At 27.4% G+C, this 21,139-nt stretch carries 15 protein-coding genes; 14 read left to right on the top strand and 1 reads right to left on the bottom strand.

The features are described from left to right. Nucleotides 1-169: 169 nt before the first annotated feature. The 14 genes from I4V51_RS05775 to I4V51_RS05715 all read left to right on the top strand — a co-directional run bounded on the left by I4V51_RS05775 (nucleotide 170) and on the right by I4V51_RS05715 (nucleotide 18,992). Entirely contained in the window at nucleotides 170-3,352 is a 3,183-nt protein-coding gene (locus I4V51_RS05775) for a sensor histidine kinase (RefSeq protein WP_195987368.1), read from the top strand. Between the two features lie 176 nt (nucleotides 3,353-3,528). Next, entirely contained in the window at nucleotides 3,529-5,070 is a 1,542-nt protein-coding gene (locus I4V51_RS21115; RefSeq protein ID WP_243281410.1) for a two-component regulator propeller domain-containing protein, read from the top strand. Next, entirely contained in the window at nucleotides 5,037-6,728 is a 1,692-nt protein-coding gene (locus I4V51_RS21110) for an ATP-binding protein (RefSeq protein WP_347708645.1), read from the top strand. The genes I4V51_RS21115 and I4V51_RS21110 overlap by 34 nt, the downstream gene beginning before the upstream one ends. A 16-nt stretch (nucleotides 6,729-6,744) precedes the next feature. Beyond that, the gene (locus I4V51_RS05765) at nucleotides 6,745-7,425 is read left to right on the top strand and encodes a Crp/Fnr family transcriptional regulator (protein ID WP_195987367.1); all 681 of its coding nucleotides are present in this window, start codon (nucleotides 6,745-6,747) and stop codon (nucleotides 7,423-7,425) included. A 101-nt stretch (nucleotides 7,426-7,526) separates the two neighbouring features. Then, nucleotides 7,527-9,254: a hydroxylamine reductase gene (gene hcp, locus I4V51_RS05760; RefSeq protein ID WP_195987366.1), complete on the top strand. Its 1,728-nt coding sequence runs from the start codon at nucleotides 7,527-7,529 to the stop codon at nucleotides 9,252-9,254. Nucleotides 9,255-9,520: 266 nt separating this feature from the next. Beyond that, the gene (locus I4V51_RS05755; protein ID WP_195987365.1) at nucleotides 9,521-10,003 is read left to right on the top strand and encodes a flavodoxin; all 483 of its coding nucleotides are present in this window, start codon (nucleotides 9,521-9,523) and stop codon (nucleotides 10,001-10,003) included. 12 nt (nucleotides 10,004-10,015) lie between these two features. Then, nucleotides 10,016-11,773, top strand: a complete 1,758-nt coding sequence (locus tag I4V51_RS05750; protein ID WP_195987364.1) for a helicase-related protein — start codon at nucleotides 10,016-10,018, stop codon at nucleotides 11,771-11,773. Between the two features lie 312 nt (nucleotides 11,774-12,085). Continuing rightward, entirely contained in the window at nucleotides 12,086-12,922 is an 837-nt protein-coding gene (locus I4V51_RS05745) for a MurR/RpiR family transcriptional regulator (protein WP_195987363.1), read from the top strand. Between the two features lie 142 nt (nucleotides 12,923-13,064). Next, complete coding sequence (locus tag I4V51_RS05740; RefSeq protein WP_195987362.1) at nucleotides 13,065-13,793, top strand: GntR family transcriptional regulator; 729 nt, start codon at nucleotides 13,065-13,067, stop codon at nucleotides 13,791-13,793. 197 nt (nucleotides 13,794-13,990) lie between these two features. Beyond that, on the top strand, nucleotides 13,991-14,689 hold the full coding sequence (locus tag I4V51_RS05735; protein WP_195987361.1) for an N-acetylmannosamine-6-phosphate 2-epimerase: 699 nt from the start codon (nucleotides 13,991-13,993) through the stop codon (nucleotides 14,687-14,689). 55 nt (nucleotides 14,690-14,744) lie between these two features. Further along, nucleotides 14,745-16,085 carry a sugar ABC transporter substrate-binding protein gene (locus tag I4V51_RS05730; RefSeq protein WP_195987360.1) on the top strand — a complete coding sequence of 447 codons (1,341 nt, stop codon included), beginning with the start codon at nucleotides 14,745-14,747 and terminating at the stop codon, nucleotides 16,083-16,085. A 190-nt stretch (nucleotides 16,086-16,275) separates the two neighbouring features. After that, complete coding sequence (locus I4V51_RS05725) at nucleotides 16,276-17,202, top strand: sugar ABC transporter permease (protein ID WP_195987359.1); 927 nt, start codon at nucleotides 16,276-16,278, stop codon at nucleotides 17,200-17,202. A gap of 20 nt (nucleotides 17,203-17,222) precedes the next feature. Continuing rightward, the gene (locus tag I4V51_RS05720; RefSeq protein ID WP_195987358.1) at nucleotides 17,223-18,053 is read left to right on the top strand and encodes a carbohydrate ABC transporter permease; all 831 of its coding nucleotides are present in this window, start codon (nucleotides 17,223-17,225) and stop codon (nucleotides 18,051-18,053) included. Between the two features lie 24 nt (nucleotides 18,054-18,077). Continuing rightward, nucleotides 18,078-18,992 (top strand): dihydrodipicolinate synthase family protein, encoded by a 915-nt coding sequence (locus I4V51_RS05715; protein WP_195987357.1) that lies wholly within the window; start codon nucleotides 18,078-18,080, stop codon nucleotides 18,990-18,992. Nucleotides 18,993-19,093: 101 nt separating this feature from the next. On the opposite strand, the gene I4V51_RS05710 is transcribed toward I4V51_RS05715, so the two are convergent. Then, on the bottom strand, nucleotides 19,094-21,028 hold the full coding sequence (locus tag I4V51_RS05710; protein ID WP_195987356.1) for a glycosyltransferase: 1,935 nt from the start codon (nucleotides 21,026-21,028) through the stop codon (nucleotides 19,094-19,096). Nucleotides 21,029-21,139 lie beyond the last annotated feature (111 nt).

Raw genomic sequence — 21,139 nt, 5'->3', positions numbered from 1 at the left:
ATAATAAATAATTCCGTATAATTTAGTATATCTCTATTTAGATATGAAAATACTTATATTTTAATAAAAAATAAATTTGTTAAGGGATCATTTACAAGATAAAAACAATGACTATTTTATATAAATTTGTTATAATATCTTGAAAATAGAGGATTGGGGTTGTTGAGAGATGAGTAAAATAATAGGGAAAGTGGCGATATTTTCGTTTGTTTTATTATGCACTTTTTTTTATAATGCATATGCAGAAAAGATAGGTAATATTAACTTTCAAAGTATAACAATAGATGATGGATTATCTCAATCGTTAGCTGAATACATATATCAAGATAGTATTGGATATATATGGATAGGAACTAGTGATGGATTAAATAGATATAATGGAAGTGAATTTAAGGTATATAGAAATATTAAAAATAATGATAATAGTATAAGTAATAATGCAATTACATCGTTGGTAGAAGATAATTATAAGAATCTGTGGATAGGCACTGATAGTGGATTAAATAAAATGAATTTAGTTACTGGAGATATAACAAGATATTTAATTTCTGAAGAAGATAAAACGTATTCAAACTCTGTAATTGAGGAATTGATGATTGATTCTTCAGGAAAACTATGGGCATGTAGTATTAGTGGAATAAATTATTATGATAGAGAAAATGATAAATTTATTACTATTCCAACAGATTTATTTAAAAAAACTATTATTCAAGATTTTGTGGAAGATGATGAAGGGAATATATGGATTTCAACTGATGTAGGATTATACAGGTATAATCCTATAAATAAAAATATAGAAGAATTCAATGATCCTAAAAATATAATTGGAAAAAAAGATATTTTTTCAATGTTTTGTGAGGGTGGAAAGTTATGGATGGGAACTAAAACAGAGGGATTATTAATAATGGATTTAAAGGATTATAGTATAAAATCTTATAGGCATAATCCTAATGATAGTACAACTATACCTAGTAACTTTATAAGAGACATGCTTAGAGCTAAAGACAATACTATGTGGTTAGGAACAGATCAAGGATTAGTTTTATTCGATGAGGAAGAAGGAAAGTTTTATAATTATCAAAATAGTACTAAAAGGTATAGTTTATCAGATAACAATATTGTAAGTTTATTTCAAGATAAATTAGGAGTTATTTGGGTAGGTACTTTTAGTGGAATAAGTAAGTTTTCTATAAATAGAGAATTTAAGGTTTATAGAAATGATCCACTAAATGACAATTCATTAAGTAATAATAGTGTATGTGGAATATATGAAGATGATGATGAAATGCTTTGGGTAGGTACTTTTAATGCTGGAGTAAATAAAATAAATAAAAAAACCGGGGAAATAACTCAATACTATAATTTACTTAATGATTCTCAAACATTAAGTAGTAATAGAATAAAAGATATAACAGGAATAGGAAATGAAGTATGGATAGCTACTGATAATGGTCTAAATTTGTATGATAAGAATACAGGAATATTTAAAATTTATAATAATGAAAATAGTATTTTAAATAATGAAATAAGATCTTTGTTTATAGGTAAGGATGGTTTGCTTTGGATTGGAACTAAAGGAGGGCTATATACTTTTGATAGAAAAGATAAATTTATATCTTATAATCAAATTTTAGAGGAAAGTGGAATTTATGAAAAAAATATTTCAGCTATTTATGAAGATAATAATGGAGAAATGTGGATTGCCGTTGGGAATGAGGGTGGAATAGTAAGATATAACAGGAAGACAGGAAAAATAAAGCAATATATTTCAAATGAGAATGATATAAATTCTTTAAGTTTTAATACAGTTAGATCAATTTCACAAGATAGTAGCGGAGCAATATGGATAGGAACTCAAAATGGACTGAATAAGTTTGATAAGGATAAAGAAATATTTACTACATATACATATGGGGATGGGTTATCTAATAACTTTGTATATGGAGTTGTTGTAGATAATAATGATAATATTTGGGCAAGTACTAATTATGGATTAACAATGTATGACCAAGATAATAATACGTTTGTAAGATATTATGAATCAGATGGAATTTCAAGTAATGAATTTAATGGATTTTCTTATCATATAAATAAAGATGGTACTAGTATTTATTTTGGTGGTGTAAATGGATTAACAGAAATAAATCCTAGTAATGTTAAATTAAGCTTGAATACTGAAAAAGTAATAGTGGATAGTATTAAAACAAGTGGAGGAATTGAAGTCAAGGAACGTGACAACATTGTATTAGATTATAATTCAAGGGAACTATATATAAAGTTTTTTATTCCGGAATATAAAAATACTAAACAAATTCAATATGCTTATAAATTAGAAGGTGCAGAAAATGAATGGACATTTCTTGGAAATGAAAATTATGCGAGGTATGCTTGTTTAAAGCCAGGTAAATATACTATGTTAATATCAGGAAGAAGTTATAATAGTGTTTGGTCTGATATATCTAAAATAGAAATTATAGTTAAAAATTCTATTTGGAAAAGCCCAAGTGCATATGTTGTCTATATTATAATAGTTTGTATAATAGTATATTTATTTTATAATGAGGTTAAAATATTAGATGGTTTAGTTGATCAAAGAACACAACAATTAAACAATAAGTTAAGTGAAAATAAGAAGTTATATAATAAATTAATTGAGACAGAAAAATATAAAAATAATTATTTTATAAACTTATCACATGAGCTTAGAACACCATTAAATGTTATTTTATCTATAGAGCAGTTAATTTCTACTCTTAATAGTGAAGGTAAACAAATAACTAAAGAAAAGATGGAATCTTATATGAATGCCTTAAAGGGTAATTCAAAAAGATTATTAAATTTAATTAATAATATCATAGATACGTCAAAAATAGATTCAGGATCATATAAACTAGATAAAGAAAGAACTGATATAGTAAGCCTAGTTGAAGATACAGCGCTAAGTATGGTTGAACTTGCAGAGATAAAAGGATTAGAGTTAATAGTGGATCCTGAAATTGAAGAGCTATTTATTAAATGTGATAAATTAGATATAGAAAGATGTATAATTAATTTAATTGGAAATGCTATAAAGTTTACAGAACCTAAAGGAAGTATAACTGTTAATATATCACAGTTAAATGAATATGTAAAAATAAGTGTTAAGGACACAGGAATAGGTATAGATAACAAATATCATAAAGGTATATTTGATAGATTTGGACAAGTTTATAATGAGGCCTCAGAGGAGTTTGGAGGAAGCGGGTTAGGTTTAACGTTGACTAAAAACTTAATTAAGCTTCATGGTGGAGAGATTAGTGTAATTAGTGAAAAGGGAAAAGGGAGTGAGTTTATAATTTTACTTCCTATCTAATATTATAAAAGGAGTTTGTAATAAATAGTACAAATTCCTTTTTTTTATTGCAGTTAAAATATTAATATACACATTTAAAATTATGGGAAAAATGTAAAAAGTATAATTGAAATGATTAATTTAGATAAATTTGTTATAATATGTAGAAGATATAGAAGTGGGGGAGCGATAAACCAATGAATAAAATTATAAAAAAGGTTGTAATATTTGTAGTTATATTAATAGGTATATTTTGTAGTAATTCTTATGCCAAAGATAATTATAATATTAATTTTAAGAGTATAACTATAGATGATGGATTATCACAATCTTTAGCGGAATATATATATCAAGATAGCTTTGGGTATATATGGATAGGGACTAATGATGGATTAAATAGATATAATGGAAATGAGTTTAAAGTATATAAGAATATTAAAAATGATATTAATAGTATTAGTAATAATATGATAAGTTCATTGGTAGAAGATGATGATAAAAATTTATGGATAGGTACTGATGGTGGATTAAATAAAATGAATTTAATTACTGGGGATATAACCAGGTATTTAGTATCGGATGATGATAAAGCAAGGTCTAATACCGTTGTTGATGAGTTATTAATAGATTCAAAAGGAAGACTTTGGGTTTGTACTATAAATGGATTGAATTTATATGATAGTAAGAATGATACATTTATAAAAGTAGCAAGTGAGTATTTGGAAAATAAAGGACTTCAAGATATTGATGAGGATAATGAGGGGAATATTTGGGTATCTACAAGAGATGGATTATATAGATATAATCCTAGTAATAATAAAACAGAGGAATTTTTACATGATGAAAATAATGAGAATACAATTAGTGAAAATAATATATTTTCTGTTTATTATAGTGAAAAGAAATTATGGATAGGCACTAAAACAGGTGGATTAAATGTAATGGATTTAGAGGATTATAGTATAAAGGTATATACTCATGATTCTAATAATTCTAAGTCTATTCCAAGCAATTTTATAAGAGATATAATTAGGGATAAAGATGGTACAATGTGGTTAGCTACAGATCAAGGATTAGCTCGTTTTGATGAAAAAAATGAAGTGTTTTATACATATAAAAATAATACAGATAAATATAGCATTTGTGATGATAATATTATTAATTTGTATCAAGATAATTTAGGAGTAATATGGGTAGGTACATTTAATGGAATAAGCAAGTTTTCATCTAATAAAGATTTTAATGTCTATAGAAATAATCCAACAGATGATAACTCATTAAGTAATAGTAGTGTTTGTGGGATATATGAAGATGATGAAGGTATGGTATGGGTTGGAACATTTAATTCAGGAGTTAATAAAATAGATAAGAAAAATGATATCATTACTAGATATTATAGTGATATTAACAATAATAATTCCTTAAGTAGTAATAGAATAAAAGATATAACAGGAATAGGAAATGAAGTTTGGATTGCAACTGATAATGGATTAAATAAATATGATAAAGGTACAGATGAATTTACTGTTTATAAAAAATCTGATGATAAAAATAGTATAGTAAATAATGAAATAAGAGCATTATATATTGATAAAGAAGGAATTCTTTGGATAGGAACTAGAGGTGGAATATCTACATTTGATAGAAAAAATGAATTTATTTCATACAATGATGTATTGGAGAAAAATGGTATTTATGAAAAACTATTAGCAGCATATATGAAGATAGTGATGGAGTAATGTGGTTCGGACTTGGAAATGAAGGGGGAGTAGTTAAGTATAATAAAAAAACAGGAGAGATTAAGAATTATTTAGTTAATGATGAAGATGTAAATTCATTAAGTTTTAATAATATAAGATCTATAGCAGAAGACAGCAAAGGGAATATATGGATAGGAACTCAGAGTGGATTAAATAAATTAAATAAGGAAACTGAAGAGTTTACAGTATATACTTACAGTGAAGGATTATCTAATGATTTTATTTATGGAGTAGTAGTAGATAGTAATGATAATATTTGGGTAAGTACTAATTATGGAATATCAATGTATGATCAAAAAAATGATAAGTTTATAAGATATTATGAATCAGATGGGCTAGCAAGTAATGAGTATAATGGATTTTCTTACCATAGAAATAAAGAAGGTAATATTTATTTTGGTGGAGTAAGTGGTTTAACAGAATTTAATCCAGTAGATATTCAGTTGAAAATGAATACTAGTAATGTAATAGTTGATAGTATAAAAACTAGTGCTGGAATTGAGATAAAGGTACACGATAATATTGTTTTAGATTATGATTCAAGGGAGCTTTATATAAAATTTTTTATACCAGATTATAAAAATATAAATCAAATGCAGTATGCTTATAAACTTGAGGGAATGGACAGTGAATGGACATTTGCGGGGAATGAAAACTATGCAAGATATGCTAATTTATCACCAGGAAAATATAAAATGTTAGTAGCAGGAAGAAATTATAATGGTGTTTGGTCTGATGTATCAGAGGTGAAAATAAAGGTAAAGAATTCTATTTGGAAAAGTCCTATAGCATACATAATATATATTATCATTATATCAAGCATAATATATATATATTATAATCAGGTAAAAATATTAGATGCACTAGTAATTCAAAGAACGCAGGAATTAAATAATAAATTAATTGAAAATAAAAAGTTATATAAAAGACTTATAGAGTTAGAAAAATGTAAAAATAATTATTTTGTTAATTTATCACATGAGCTTAGAACACCATTAAATGTTATTTTATCTATAGAACAGTTAATAAGTTCATTAAATAAATCAAAAACTGCTATATCTAATGAAAAACTACAAACATATATGAATACTTTAAAGGGAAATTCAAAAAGATTGTTAAATTTAATAAATAATATTATTGATACATCTAAGATAGATTCAGGATTTTATAGGATTGATAAAGAGGAAGTTAATATAGTAGAGCTTGTAGAAGATACATCCTTATCTATGGTGGAATTTGCACAAGTTAAGGGGATAGAGCTTATAGTAGATCCAGAGATAGAGGAGTTATTTATAAATTGTGATAAATTAGATATAGAAAGATGTATAATAAATTTAATTGGGAATGCTATCAAATTTACTGAGGCAGGAGGAACTATAAGCGTTAGTGTTAATAAATTAGATGAAAAAGTTAAAATAGGAGTTAAGGATACTGGAGTAGGTATAGATAAAAAGTATCACAATAGTATTTTTGATAGATTTGTTCAAGTTTATAATGAGGTATCAGAAGAATTTGGAGGAAGTGGTTTAGGATTAACATTAACTAAGAATTTAATTACACTTCATGGAGGAGATATTAGTGTAATTAGTGAAAAAGGAAAAGGTAGTGAGTTTATAATTATGTTACCTATACAATAGAAAAGGAAGTATTCTTATGGAAGAAATAATTAAAAAAATAAAGAAAAATCAATTATTTATTGGATTAAATGATGATGGGATAAGAAATGTTTTAAAAGAAATTAAGTATTATATAAAGACATATAGTAAGGGTGAAATAATTGCACATGAAGATGATGAATGTAGAAGTTTATCATTAGTTTTGTTTGGAACAGTAGAAATACAAAGGTTATATTCTAATGGAAAATACATAGTTTTAAGTAGGTTACTTGAAGGGGAGGTATTTGGAGAGGCATTAGTATTTTCAAAATCAAAAACATATCCTGCAACCGTAATAGCTTTAAATGAATGTAAGGTACTTTTTATAAATAAAGAGGATGTTTTAAAGATATGCTCTTATGAGGAAAAGGTATTAGAAAACTTTATATCTTTATTAAGTGATAAAGTCTTTATTTTAAATTCAAAAATAAAGAGTATATCTTTTAAAAGTTTAAGACAAAAAGTAATTAACTATATATTAAATGAAATAAAAGAACAAAAAAGTAATTCTATTATATTAAATAACACTAAAGAAGAAATAGCATCATTATTAGGTATTCCAAGGCCATCATTATCTAGAGAATTAATTAGTTTAAGAGATTTAGGATATATTGAATTTGATAGAAAAATAATTAGAGTATTAGATGTTGAAAGTTTAGAAGAAGAATTATTTAATTAGAAAAAAAGAGTTTGTAACTATTGTTACAGACTCTTTTTTTATATGGATATAGAATAAGGTCATGAAGTTTAAAAAATATATTTCGTAAGGAGATTTTAAATATGGAAAATAAGATGTTTTGTTTTCAATGTCAAGAAACAGCAGGATGCACAGGATGTACTAAATTTGGGGTGTGTGGTAAAAGCCCAGAATTAGCTAATATGCAAGATTTATTAATATATGTTACTAAGGGATTATCAGAAGTAACAACAAGATTAAGAAAAGAGGGGAAGAAAATTGATAAGGAGTTAAATCATTTTATCACTTTAAATCTTTTCACAACTATTACAAATGCAAACTTCGATAATGAAGTATTTTATGGAAGAGTAAAAGAAACTTTAAGAATAAAAAATGAATTGATATCAAAGTTAGCTAACAAAGAAGTCTTATCAGAAGTTGCTTTATGGGATGCTTCTTCAAATGAAGAAATGGATAAAAAAGCAGGTATATTAGAAAAAATTAAAGGTGTAGTAAGTGGAAGTAAAGAAACTAAATCACTAAACTTAATATTAAAGGAAAAGTCAAATAGCAATGAAGTAGGAGTTCTTGCAACTAAGGATGAAGATGTAAGATCTTTAAGGGAACTTATAACTTATGGATTAAAAGGATTATCAGCATATTCTAAGCATGCTAATGCTTTAGGTTATGATAATGAAGAAATAGATGCATTTATGCAAGAAACTTTAGCTAAGCTTTTAGATGATTCATTATCAATAGATGAATTAATTGCTTTAACTTTAGAAACAGGAAAAGTAGGGGTAGATGGCATGGCATTATTAGATACTGCTAATACAACAACTTACGGAAATCCTGAAATTACAAAAGTAAATATAGGAGTAGGAAAAAATCCAGGTATATTAGTATCAGGACACGATCTAAAAGATATTGAACAATTATTAATTCAAACAGAAGGAACAGGGATAGATGTTTATACTCATTCAGAGATGTTACCAGCTCACTACTATCCAAATTTAAAGAAGTACAAGCACTTAGTAGGTAACTATGGTAATGCATGGTGGAAGCAAAAAGAAGAATTTGAAAGCTTCAATGGCCCAATTCTTATGACTACTAATTGTATAGTACCACCAAAGAATGAAAGCTATAAATCAAGAATGTACACAACAGGGGCTGCAGGCTTTGAAGGGTGTGTTCATATAGAAGCTGATGAAAATGGATTTAAAGATTTCTCTGCAATTATTGAAGAAGCTAAGAAGTGTAATGCACCAACAGAAATAGAACAAGGTGAAATTATAGGGGGATTTGCTCATGCACAAGTATTAGCATTAGCTGATCAAGTTGTTGAAGCAGTTAAAACTGGAGCTATTAAAAAGTTCTTTGTTATGGCAGGTTGTGATGGAAGAGCTAAGTCAAGAAATTATTATACAGATTTTGCAAAGGCTTTACCAAAGGATACAGTAATATTAACTGCAGGATGTGCTAAGTACAAATACAACAAGTTAGACTTAGGAGATATAAATGGAATTCCAAGAGTTTTAGATGCGGGTCAATGTAATGATTCTTACTCATTAGCATTAATAGCTCTAAAATTAAAAGAAGTATTTGAATTACAAGATATTAATGAGTTACCAATAGCATTTAATATTGCTTGGTATGAGCAAAAAGCTGTAATAGTATTATTATCATTATTATATCTTGGAGTTAAGAATATTCACTTAGGACCAACCCTTCCAGCATTCCTTTCACCTAATGTAGCTAAAGTTTTAGTTGAAAACTTTGGAATTGGTGGAATAACTAATGTTGAAGATGATATGAAGATGTTTTTAGAATAGTTAAGATTAATAGTAGAGTTATATAATTTATAAATAAAAGTTCCTAGAAATTTACCGGGGGATGGTATTTTTCTAGGAACTTTTTTTATAGGGGAAATTTTTGTTTAACACTTTATGATTAAATTATAGTATTAAAATATGTCAATTGTGTTTCAATTTAATGAAGTTAATATGATTAATTTAAAGGAGTAATTTACCTTGGGTAATAATGTAAAGTGATTTATAATAATGTTATATTAATAAATAAAAAAAGAGGCGATTATTAAGTGAAAAATTTAGTAATATTTTATTCATTAGAAGGTAATACGAAATTAATTGCAAGTACTATAGCAAGGGCTATAAATGCAGATGTTTTAGAGTTGAAAACAAAAAAGAAATATAGTGAGAAAGGATTTAAAAAATATTTCTGGGGCGGGAAAAGTGTAATTTTTAAGGAAAAGCCAGAGCTCTTAGAAGTAAATAAAAATATAGAAGATTACGAGAATATTATTATTGGAACACCTATATGGGTTGGAACTTATGCACCGCCATTTAATACTTTTTTAAAAGGAAATAAAATACAAGGAAAAAATATAGCGTTATTTGCATGCCATGGTGGCGGTGGAGCAACTAAGTTTTTTAATAATATAAAAAAAGAAATTCCAAATAATAAGTTTATGGGAGAAATAGATTTCTTTGAACCTCTTAATAATGATAAAGAGGAAGCCATGAAAAAAGCAGTAATATGGATAAAAGAACTAATAGAGTAGTGGAGGAAATATATGAAAAAGAATGCAGCGCTAAGAGAGTTTAAAAAATTAAAGAGTCAAATTAATCAAATAGAAGAGATAGTACATCATTCTAAAGTAGGAGCATTAATAGAACAAGAAACATCAATTAGAAAAAAGATAAGATTACTTAAGGAAATGGAGAATGAAGGTTTTAAGGAATATCAAGATGTATGTGACAGGTATGAGGAGATATTAGAGGATGCCTCTAAGAGAATGCTTGAGGACTATAACAAAAAGAATAATACAGATTTTGATTTTTATGAGGTTGTAAGGGGAAATTATAATACCTTTTTAAATTCAGGTGTTATGACAGTTCTTACAAAGCAACATATACCTAAACTTATAGGTGAAGCTTTTGAAGAAGCATTTCCTGATAATCCTAAAGATGAATATATGGTAACCAGAAGAATGAAAAGAAAGATATATGTCCATTTAGGTGATACAAATACAGGTAAGACCTATAATGCGGTAGAAAGATTAAAAACTGCAAAGAAGGGAGTATATTTATCACCACTTAGAATACTTGCACTAGAGAACTATGAGAAATTAAATAACGAAGGTGTAGTTTGTGATTTAATGACTGGAGAAGAAGAGATAATCAAAGAAAATGCTACACATGTTTCTTGTACTATTGAAAAGGTTAATTTAAAGCAAAATTATGATATTGCTGTAATTGATGAAATTCAAATGATTAACGATTTACAAAGAGGAATTGCATGGACTAGGGCTGTTCTTGGTTTAAGATGTAATGAAATTCATATTTGTGGAGCAATAAATGCTAAAGAGTTATTAATTAGGATTTTAGAAGATTGTGAAGATGATTATGAAATAAAAGAGTATCACAGAAGTATACCATTAGAAGTAGAGACTAAGAATTTTAGTTATAATGATGTTCAAGAAGGCGATGCTATTGTAGTTTTTTCAAAAAAGAGAGTTTTAGAAATAGCACAGGATTATTCTAATAAAAATGTTAAGACTAGTATTATTTATGGAGATTTACCTCCTGAAGTTAGAAAAATGCAGTATGAAGAATTTATAAATAAAGAAAATAAAGTGTTAGTTACAACAGATGCTATTGGAATGGGCGTTAATCTTCCTATTAGAAGAATTGTGTTTATGTCTATAAGAAAATTTGATGGGGAAGAAATGAGAGAATTAACTTCTCAAGAAGTTAAACAAGTAGCAGGAAGAGCCGGTAGAAAGGGAATTTATGATGTGGGATATGTAGCAGGTGTTTCTGACACACATAACTTTATAAGTAGAAAACTTGAAGTGAAAGATGAAGTTATTAAACAAGCAGTTGTAGGTCCATCAGAAGCAATTCTTACCATTAAAAGCTTACCTTTAAATGAAAAGTTAGTTTTATGGAAAACAAGAGAAGAGAAGCTAGATTACTATACAAAAATGGATATAAGTGAATACTTATTAATATTAGAAAAGATTAAAAGGTACAAACTTAAAGAAGAAGATCAATGGGATTTATTAAAGGTTCCTTTTGACGTTGCAAATGAAGAACTTATGGATAAGTTTTTAGAGTATGTTGATGAGGTATTTGTATCTAAGGCAAAAGAGATAACTAAGCCAGCATGCTTTACAGGGAATCTTGAAGATTTAGAAATTTATTATCAAAAAATAAATATGTATTACTCTTTTTCTAAGATATTTAATTTAAAGTTTGATGTGGATTGGGTTTACTCTGAAAGACTTAAAGTAAGTCAAGATATCAATGAAATTTTAGTTAAGATTTAAAGTGAAAAGGGCGTAAATGTAAGAGGGATATAGTTATATAACTGAACATTTATGTCCTTTTTTATTTTATGAAATTAATTTGCAAATGCTATTAAAACAATAGAAATAATAGTTTGATAAATGGAAAATACTTGAAAAGATAATGTTTACATGGTATTATTATCTCAATAAATGAAAAAAAATTTCTTGCGTGGATTAATTAATTTATATATTAAATAAGTAGAAACAAATCTTATAATTTTAAAAATAAATAAAACAGTAGTTAAAGTAGAATATTTTTTATTTATAATATTTTGAATAATAAGGTGAGATATGAGTATATTAATGCAGTTAGATAATCCTAACTTTAAAACAAGTAAATCAGACAAACAAATAATTGAATATATACGAGATAATGCTGAAAAAATTATATACATGACTATATCAGAATCAGCTAAGAAGACAAATACTGGTGAGGCTACAGTTACTAGATTTGCAAAGAAAATGGGGTTTTCAGGATTTCAAGATTTTAAAGTAACTTTAGCACAAGAAATTTCATTGAAAGTAAGAAATAGTATAATAAATAATGAAATAACTAACAATGAAGATGTAATGGAAACTGCTAATAAACTACTTAAAAATAATATAAATGTTTTGGAAGGAACAGTTAATAAATTAAATAGCAATAATATATATGTTTGCGCAGATTTAATAAAAAAATCTACAAGAGTATATTTTATGGGGATTGGATATTCGGGGATAGTAGCTCAAGACTCAAATTATAAATTTATGAGAATAGGCATAAATAGTGTTTACTATTCAGATACTCACACTATGGTAATGATGTCTGCTTTAACTAGTGAAGATGAAGTTGTTTTTGTTATATCACATTCTGGGGAAACAGAAGAAATTATAAGGGCCACCAAAATTGCAAAAGAAAATGGTTCAAAAATTATATCAATAACTGAGAATGAAAATTCAACTTTAGCTAAAATTTCAGATATAAATTTAAGTTATATTTCTTCAGAAACATTGTTCGAAAGTGGTGCAGTATCATCTAAGTTAGCGCAGATTTTTATTGTTGACTTAATATATACGCAAGTAGTGAAAGAAACGCATGTTAAAGCAGTAAATAAAAAGATTAAAACTACTGAAGCTATTTATAAATAGCAAAGTGAGGTAGAATGAAAATTAAGTATATATTGTATATATAAGGGATAGATTGTATAGACTGTAAGAAGGTTATTGGATATAATAATTATATATTATCAATGGAAGGGGGAGGGTGTAATGCTTAATTGGGGAGGGAAAGATGTTAGATAAGAACTCAACAATGCCAATATATCTTCAGTTAGAACAGTCAATAAAGGAAAAAATTAAGAATAAAGAATATTTACCAGGAGAAGAGTTACCTACAGAAAGAGAGCTTACAGAATTATATTGCGTAAGTAGAATGACTATAAGACAAGCTATTTCTAATCTTGTACATCAAGGTGTTCTTTATAAAATTTATGGTAAGGGAACATTTGTATCAAAAGAAGTAATAGAAAAAAAGTTAGAAATTGAAAGCTTTAGTGAAGATATGATAAAAAGAGGACTTTCTCCAGGAAGTATAGTGATAAAGTTTGAAAAAATCAAACCAAGTAATGAAATAAAAGAAAAGTTAAGTTTATTAGAGAATGAAGAAGTGTATTTTTTAAATAGATTAAGATTAGCAGATAATGAGCCTATAGCTATAGAATACTGCTATTTACCTGAAAAATTTTTCTCGGATATTATAAAGTTCAATATGGGACATTGTTCACTTTATAAAATAATGAAGGAAGAATATAATACACAGTTTAATTATATGAAACAGAGCTTGAGAGCTATAAAGCTTAATAAGAAAGAGTCAGAAATGTTATTTGGAAAAGCTAATGGTATTGGTTTTGCTTCTGAAAAGCTTATGTATAATTTAGATGATACTCCAATTGAATTTACCAGAACAATTTATCATTCTGAAAGATATACTTTTAATATGGTTTTATTTAATAACAACTAAATAATTGATTTTTTTGACAAAAGTGTAATTCTGAATATTAAAGAAAGAATTTACACTTTTGTTTTTTTATATAAAATTCAAAAAAATGTATATATAATTAGTTTTTGTATAGACAAAAAAAATAAAGGTGATATAATTAACATATAAAAACAGAATTTACTTATTTAGTAAAATGTTAGAGGAATGGGGGAGGTAAGATGTATAATTCAGAAAAGGTACTAAAAACTATTAAGGGTGGGCTTATTGTATCTTGTCAAGCACTTGAAAATGAACCTTTACATAGTTCGCATATAATGATGCGAATGGCTAAGGCTGCATTAGAGGGTGGGGCAATAGGAATAAGAGCTAATTCACCAGAAGATTGCAAAGAGATTAAGGAGCATGTTCAGTTACCGATAATAGCAATATATAAGAGTGTTTATGCTGAAAATAATGTATATATAACGCCTACAATAAAAGAAGTAAAAGAATTATTACCTATAAAACCAGAAATAATAGCTGTTGATGCCACTAGAAGAGAAAGACCAGATGGAAAATCACTTGAAGAGTTTTTTAAAGAAATAAGGAAGATTTATGATGGATTACTTTTAGCTGATATATCTGACTTAGAAGAAGGTATAGAGGCTGAAAGAATAGGATTTGATATGGTTTCAACAACACTAAGTGGTTATACTGAGTATACTTTAGACAAGCCTAAACCAGATATTCAATTAATTAAAGACTTAAAAAGTTCTATAAAAATACCCATTATTGCTGAAGGAAATATAGCTGTGCCAGAAGATGCTATTAAATGTTTAGAAGCTGGTGCATGGGCAATAGTTGTAGGGGCAGCAATAACTAGACCGCAATTAATAACTAAGAAATTTGTAGAATACATAAAATTTTCTACAAAATGAAAACGATTATATTGAATTGATATAATAAAATTTTAAAAGTGTAGGGGGAAAAACAATGAAACGTATTAAGACTTTAGTAGCTTTAAGCCTTGTATCAGTATTATCTTTAAGTATTTTTACTGGATGTGGGAAAAATGAATCAACAACTACAGGTGATTCTAAAGATGAAGATAAGCCTGTTGAAATAACTTGGTGGAATTATCCTAATTATGATACTATCGATAATACTCCAGGGAAATTCGAACAACAAATTATTGAAAATTTTAATAAAAAGTATCCAAATATAAAAGTAAATGTGGAAATGATAGATTTCAATAGTGGTCCACAAAAGATAAATACAGCTATAGCATCAAATTCTGCACCTGATTTAGTTTATGATTATCCAGGAAGAATTATAGAATATGCAAGAAATGCTGTAATGGCGCCATTAGATGATATGTTTACAGATTCTTTTAAAGAGGATGTACCATCAACGATTTTAGATGCATGTAAGTTAGATGAACATTATTATATGTATCCTATAAATACAGCACCATTTATGATGGCATTTAACAAAACTATGTTAGAAGAAGCTGGTATTGCAGATATGTTACCATTAGACAAACCTGATAGATTATGGACAATAGATGAAATGACAGCTCTTTTAAAAGCAATAAAGGAAAAGCTTCCAGATGTTGCTCCAATGACAGTATTTAGCAAATCAAGTGGTGGGGATCAAGCTACAAGAGCTTTGATTTCTAATATATATGGAGGTGAAACAATATCAAATGATTTAAAAGAGTACACTATAAATAGTCCAGAAGGAGTAAAGGCTTTAGAATGGGTTGCTAATGGTGTTAAAGAAGGATATATAGCAAAAGGTGCAGAGGCTTTAACAAGTAATGATGCTATGGATATGTATCTACAAGGAAAATCAGCTTCAACTATAATATACTCAACAGTATTAATGAAAACTAATTCTTCTAAAAAGGTAGGTAACTTTGAAGAAGTTTTAATTCCATTCCCAACTCCAAGCACTTCTACAAAGCCACAATTAGAAGCGTTTGTAGGAGGCATAGGTATATTTGATAATAATGACCCAGATAAAGTAGAAGCAGCAAAGAAATTAGCTGACTTTATAGCTAATGATCCAGAAACATTTAAAACTAATTTAGTAGCTACAGGTGGATTATCTGTAAGAAAATCAGTTACAGGTTTATATGATAATGAAGAGGTAAAATATGCTGAGACTATGGTTAAATATATAGGAACATATTATAATGCAGTTCCTGGATTTACAGAAATGAGAACTTATTGGTTCCCTACACTTCAAAATGTTCTACTTGGAAATACAACAGCAAAAGATGGACTAGATGAATTTGTTCAAAAGGCAAATGAAACTTTAGATAAGAAATAGTTATATATAGTATGGAGCAGTTTTCGGCTCCATACTATACATAAAACTCTAAATAATTAATATTTAGAGTTTAGTACATCAAAAATAATTATTAAATTTAAAGGTTATTGATTTTGAAAATTCATCTTTAAAATTGGTAAACTACTTAATTTAATTTTATTTTAGTATTAATCATAGTGGAGGTGTTATTATGCAAAATATGCAGAAGGTAGAGCATAGATTAGCAAAAAAACATAAAAAAATCAGTAAATTAGATTTAAAAGAATGGATTTCTGCATACTTATTCCTTTCACCAATTCTAATAATCTTTGGTTATTTTGTCGTTTATCCAATGCTTAAAGGTATATATATAAGCTTCTTTGATTATTCTCTTAGAAAATTTGAGTTTATAGGCTTAGAAAACTATAAAAGTTTATTGTCTGATGAAGTATTTATAAAGTCTTTAATAAACACTTTACTTATAGTGCTTGGAACAGTCCCCGTTGTAATTGTCTTATCACTATTTATATCATTAGTAATATATAAGAAGAATCCTTTTTTAAGATCATTATTTAGAGGAATATTCTATCTTCCTACAGTTTCATCAATAGTTAGTATAACTGTAGTATGGGGTTGGATTTTACACCCTAATTATGGAATACTAAACTATATAACTAGCCTTTTTGGGGCAGAACCCAAAACATGGTTAGGAGATCCAAAGTATGCATTGATATGTATTGTGGTAGTCTTAATAACTCTATCAGTCGGACAACCTATAATTTTATATGTAGCATCATTAGGAAATATTCCGGCATCATATCTAGAAGCGGCAGAAATTGATGGGGCAACATCTTGGCAAATATTTAGAAAGATTACATGGCCTCTTTTAATGCCAACTACATTATATATTGTAATAATTTCAACAATAAATTCATTCCAAACATTTGCTATAATACAACTTTTAACTTCAGGGGGACCTGCATATTCTACATCAACAATTATGTATTTAGTCTATGAGAGAGCATTTACATTAAATAAATATGGTTTAGCTTCGGCAATGGGAGTTGTTCTTGCGATAATAATAATGATTATTTCAATAGTTCAATATAAATTCTTTGGAGAAGAGGTTGACTACTAAGAGAAGGGAGTGAAGGTTTAATGGGTAAGTTAAAAAAAATATCACCTAAAGATATAATTTTTATGACAATAATAATAGTACTTAGTATTATATTCCTTTTTCCATTTTATTGGATATTAACAGGTGCTTTTAAAAATCAAAGTGCAACTATACAAATACCGCCACAGTGGTTTCCAAGCCCTGCTACATTAGATAACTTTAAAGATTTGGCTAAATCACCACTATTAAAATGGTCTTTCAACAGTTTTTTTATTTCTTTTAGTACAATGATATTAGTTTGTTTAAGTTCAACTATGGGAGGGTATGTATTAGCTAAGAAAAGGTTTCCGGGAAGGAGAATAATATTTTGGTTTTTCATAATCGCAATGGCGTTACCTAAACAAGTTGTTTTGATACCATTATTTACAATATTGGCTAAATTAGATTGGATTAACTCATATAAGGCATTAATACTTCCAGCTGTTGCTTGGCCATTTGGGGTGTTTTTAATGAAACAATTTTCACAAGGAATTCCAGGAGAACTTTTAGAAGCTGCTAAAATAGATGGATGCTCAGAGGTAAGAATTTTTTGGAATATTGTTATTCCTCTTGTGAAACCAGGAATTGGAGCCTTAGCGATATTTACATTTATAAGTTCTTGGAATGACTACTTCATGCAACTTATTCTTATAAGAAGCAAGGATATGGTTACTTTACCTTTAGGAGTGGCTTTATTACAATCAGAATTTACTACAAACTATGGATCGATTATGGCAGGTGCAGCATTAGCATCACTTCCTATGATAGTAATATTTATAGCATTCCAAAAGTATTTTACTCAAGGTATTGCTATGGGTGCAGTAAAAGGTTAATAGTATAAAAAGGATGGTGTAATTATGAAATTTTGTAAAGATGACTTTAAAGGTATATTTATAGCATTTTATGCTTGTTTTGATAAAGAGGGAAATATAAGTACAGAAGCTACTAAAAAGTTAGCAAGATTTTATGCGAGTAAAGGTGTAAAAGGATTATATGTAGGTGGAAGTTCTGGAGAGGGGTTTCTTTTAACTGTAGATGAGAGAAAGAAAATGTTAGAAGCTGTAATGAATGAAGTTGGAGATGAACTAACTATTATAGTTCATGTAGGAGCCGCAGCGACTAGGGATAGTGTTGAGCTTGCTAAACATGCAAAGGAAATTGGAGCTCATGCACTTTCAGCTGTTCCTAATGTTTATTATGGTCTTCCGGAAAGAAGTATTGAATTGCATTGGAAGAATATAATGGATAGCGCAGATCTTCCATTTATAATATATAACATTCCTCAAACTACAGGCTATTCACTATCTAATAACTTATTAAATAAAATGCTATCATATAAAAATGTTGCAGGAATAAAAAATAGTAGTATGAGTACTTATGATATTCAGAGGTTTAAGGCAATTGCAGGAGAGGATTTTTTAGTTTTTAATGGGCCTGATGAACAATATATATCAGGAAGAATAATGGGTGCTGACTCAGGAATAGGAGGAACTTATGGTGTAATGCCCGAGTTGTTTTTAAAGGCAGAAGAGTATTTTTCAACTGGAAATATAGAAAAAGCAAAGGAAGTACAATTTGCAATTAATGATATAATAGGAGAGTTGCTTTCATTTCCATCTCTTTATGGAGTTGCAAAAGAAATTGTTAAACTTAGAGGTGTTGATATAGGAACAACAAGGCTTCCTTTAGAACCTGTAGATGAATATGAAATGCCAAGAGTGAAAGCGCTTTACGAGAGGGTTATTAATGTAATAGAAAAGTACAATGCTTAGTATAGTAATAAAAAATAGGCATAGATAAATCTATGCCATTTTTTTATGTATTAAAATTAAACTTAGGTGGTTGGGAGAGGTTAAGATAAGATAGTTATTAATTAAGTAGAGTGAACTTTTGATTTATTAAATGAAAAAATATTACTTATTGAGGAGTCTTTTTTTATGTATTTTTGAAGTTTCTTAGTATCATAATATGGTTTCATATTACTTATGTATATATTCATTACGAACTCGAATTGAGTATTATTTAATGATTCAAATGTCAATCCTAATAGATTATCTTTATTCCTAACAACTTTACAAGGAATTATATTATTATCAATATGTAAATCAATTTTTGAATTTAATGTAATATCCGAATATTTATCTAAATTCACAGCTAGTCCATTTTCTGATATATCTATTAATGATCCAGTTAATTTACCTTTTTCAGTATTAATAAAAATATTTATGGGATCTTGAATCGGAATTCTTTCGCTTTTCCTATATAATGGATTTTGATACGCAACTTTAATAGAAATTATTGCACCTAAAAAGTTATATATACTCCATATAATATTAATTAAGTAAGCGCCTAAGTTAATTTTATTATTTATTAGGAATATAGTGCCAAAAATCCAAGCTAGTATACTTAATAGTATTATTAAAATATGAGGTAAAGCCATTTTAAATTGGAACTGTTTTTTGTTATTAGTTATATCTTTAGATGTAACATTAAACTTTAATTTTAAACAAAATAATTCTCGTAATATAGAAAGACTTATATGAGGAGCCATAGCTATTTCATAATAGTGAGACCACTTTAAACTTCTTGTTCTAGGGGAAAGTCTATTAAATATTAATATTTGACCAAGTAAAAAAGGAATAAAAACTATTAATAAGTTTTTCACTGAAGAATCTATAATTAATTTACTACTTAATAAAAATATTAATGGACACAATATGTATATAAGTTTTTGAAGACTTGAAAGCCAATATATTACACCATCAAGGTATGCAATTTTTTGCCCTAAGGTTAAGCCTTTATTAAATAAAACATTAAATTGTTTTATTACTTGTAGGTTTCCTCTACACCATCTATCTCGTTGTTTAACAAGTTCAGTAAAAGTTGTAGCACTTAAGCCTAAAACTAATTCTTCATTTACAAATACTGAATCATATCCCTTTGATTGCAATAACATGCCAACAGCCATATCTTCAGTTAGCGAGGAGGTAGGGTATCCACCTATATCCATAACATATTTTTTTCTAAAAACTGCATTTGTTCCAACATGTAAAACAGCATTTCTAGCAGCTCTAGCTTCTTCTATATCTCTCATAAAGAAGTCTTGTTCATTAGGAAGTGTTTTATTAAGGTTATATTGATACATATCTTGATTATAATAAACTTGTGGAGCTTGTACGAAAGATATGTTTTCATTAATAAAATATCCAACAGTTCTATTTAGAAAGTTTTTCTTAGGAATCATATCTGCATCTAGAATAGCAAATAAATCACCATTTATTATACTTAAAGCATTATTTATATTTCCTGCTTTAGCACCTTCATTATTATCTCTAGTAATATAATTTACATTATAGTTTTTACACAAATTTTTTAATGTTACTCTATTACCATCATCGCAAACATAAATTTTAAGTTTATTTTTAGGATAATCTAAATTTTTACTAGCTATTATGGTTTTTTTAAGTAAGTTTAATGGCTCGTTATATGTACATATAAGTACATCTACTGAAGGAATATCATTAGGAAGATAATCATTTAATGATTTACTCTCTAATTTATAATTTTTAGTAAATAAGTACTGAAAATTTATAAAGGATATTAGACCTAAAACTTCTGCAGAATATAAAGATAAACCTAATATAAAACTTATGAGTCCGTATTCAGTAGGTATAACAGTAAATCTCCATATAATATATATAAGTGATATAAAGACATTTATAATTATTAATATTTTTCTGTAATCTGTTTTAATAACAGAAAGTAAAAATGATATCAATAATGCAAAAATAGAAATAATTAAATACATTATATATTTTCCTCCTCTTCTTTAGATTATTAATACAATGTGCAATAATACTCAAATATTATATGAGGATGAGAGGAAGTTGTCAAAAAATATAATAAATATTAAGAGTAT

The sequence above is a fragment of the Clostridium sp. D53t1_180928_C8 genome (genome assembly GCF_015667795.1).
Classification (GTDB): Bacteria; Bacillota; Clostridia; order Clostridiales; family Clostridiaceae; genus Clostridium.
Note: the sequence above shows the minus strand (reverse complement) of the source record. Positions and strands in the feature narration are given on the sequence as shown.

What these genes read in the sequence shown, in the direction of transcription:
- I4V51_RS05775 (WP_195987368.1), top strand. Translation starts at nt 170, where the DNA reads ATGAGTAAAATAATAGGGAAAGTGGCGATATTTTCGTTTGTTTTATTA.
- I4V51_RS21115 (WP_243281410.1), top strand. Translation starts at nt 3,529, where the DNA reads ATGAATAAAATTATAAAAAAGGTTGTAATATTTGTAGTTATATTAATA.
- I4V51_RS05765 (WP_195987367.1), top strand. Translation starts at nt 6,745, where the DNA reads ATGGAAGAAATAATTAAAAAAATAAAGAAAAATCAATTATTTATTGGA.
- hcp (WP_195987366.1), top strand. Translation starts at nt 7,527, where the DNA reads ATGGAAAATAAGATGTTTTGTTTTCAATGTCAAGAAACAGCAGGATGC.
- I4V51_RS05750 (WP_195987364.1), top strand. Translation starts at nt 10,016, where the DNA reads ATGAAAAAGAATGCAGCGCTAAGAGAGTTTAAAAAATTAAAGAGTCAA.
- I4V51_RS05745 (WP_195987363.1), top strand. Translation starts at nt 12,086, where the DNA reads ATGAGTATATTAATGCAGTTAGATAATCCTAACTTTAAAACAAGTAAA.
- I4V51_RS05740 (WP_195987362.1), top strand. Translation starts at nt 13,065, where the DNA reads ATGTTAGATAAGAACTCAACAATGCCAATATATCTTCAGTTAGAACAG.
- I4V51_RS05735 (WP_195987361.1), top strand. Translation starts at nt 13,991, where the DNA reads ATGTATAATTCAGAAAAGGTACTAAAAACTATTAAGGGTGGGCTTATT.
- I4V51_RS05730 (WP_195987360.1), top strand. Translation starts at nt 14,745, where the DNA reads ATGAAACGTATTAAGACTTTAGTAGCTTTAAGCCTTGTATCAGTATTA.
- I4V51_RS05725 (WP_195987359.1), top strand. Translation starts at nt 16,276, where the DNA reads ATGCAAAATATGCAGAAGGTAGAGCATAGATTAGCAAAAAAACATAAA.
- I4V51_RS05720 (WP_195987358.1), top strand. Translation starts at nt 17,223, where the DNA reads ATGGGTAAGTTAAAAAAAATATCACCTAAAGATATAATTTTTATGACA.
- I4V51_RS05715 (WP_195987357.1), top strand. Translation starts at nt 18,078, where the DNA reads ATGAAATTTTGTAAAGATGACTTTAAAGGTATATTTATAGCATTTTAT.
- I4V51_RS05710 (WP_195987356.1), bottom strand. Translation starts at nt 21,028, where the DNA reads ATGTATTTAATTATTTCTATTTTTGCATTATTGATATCATTTTTACTT.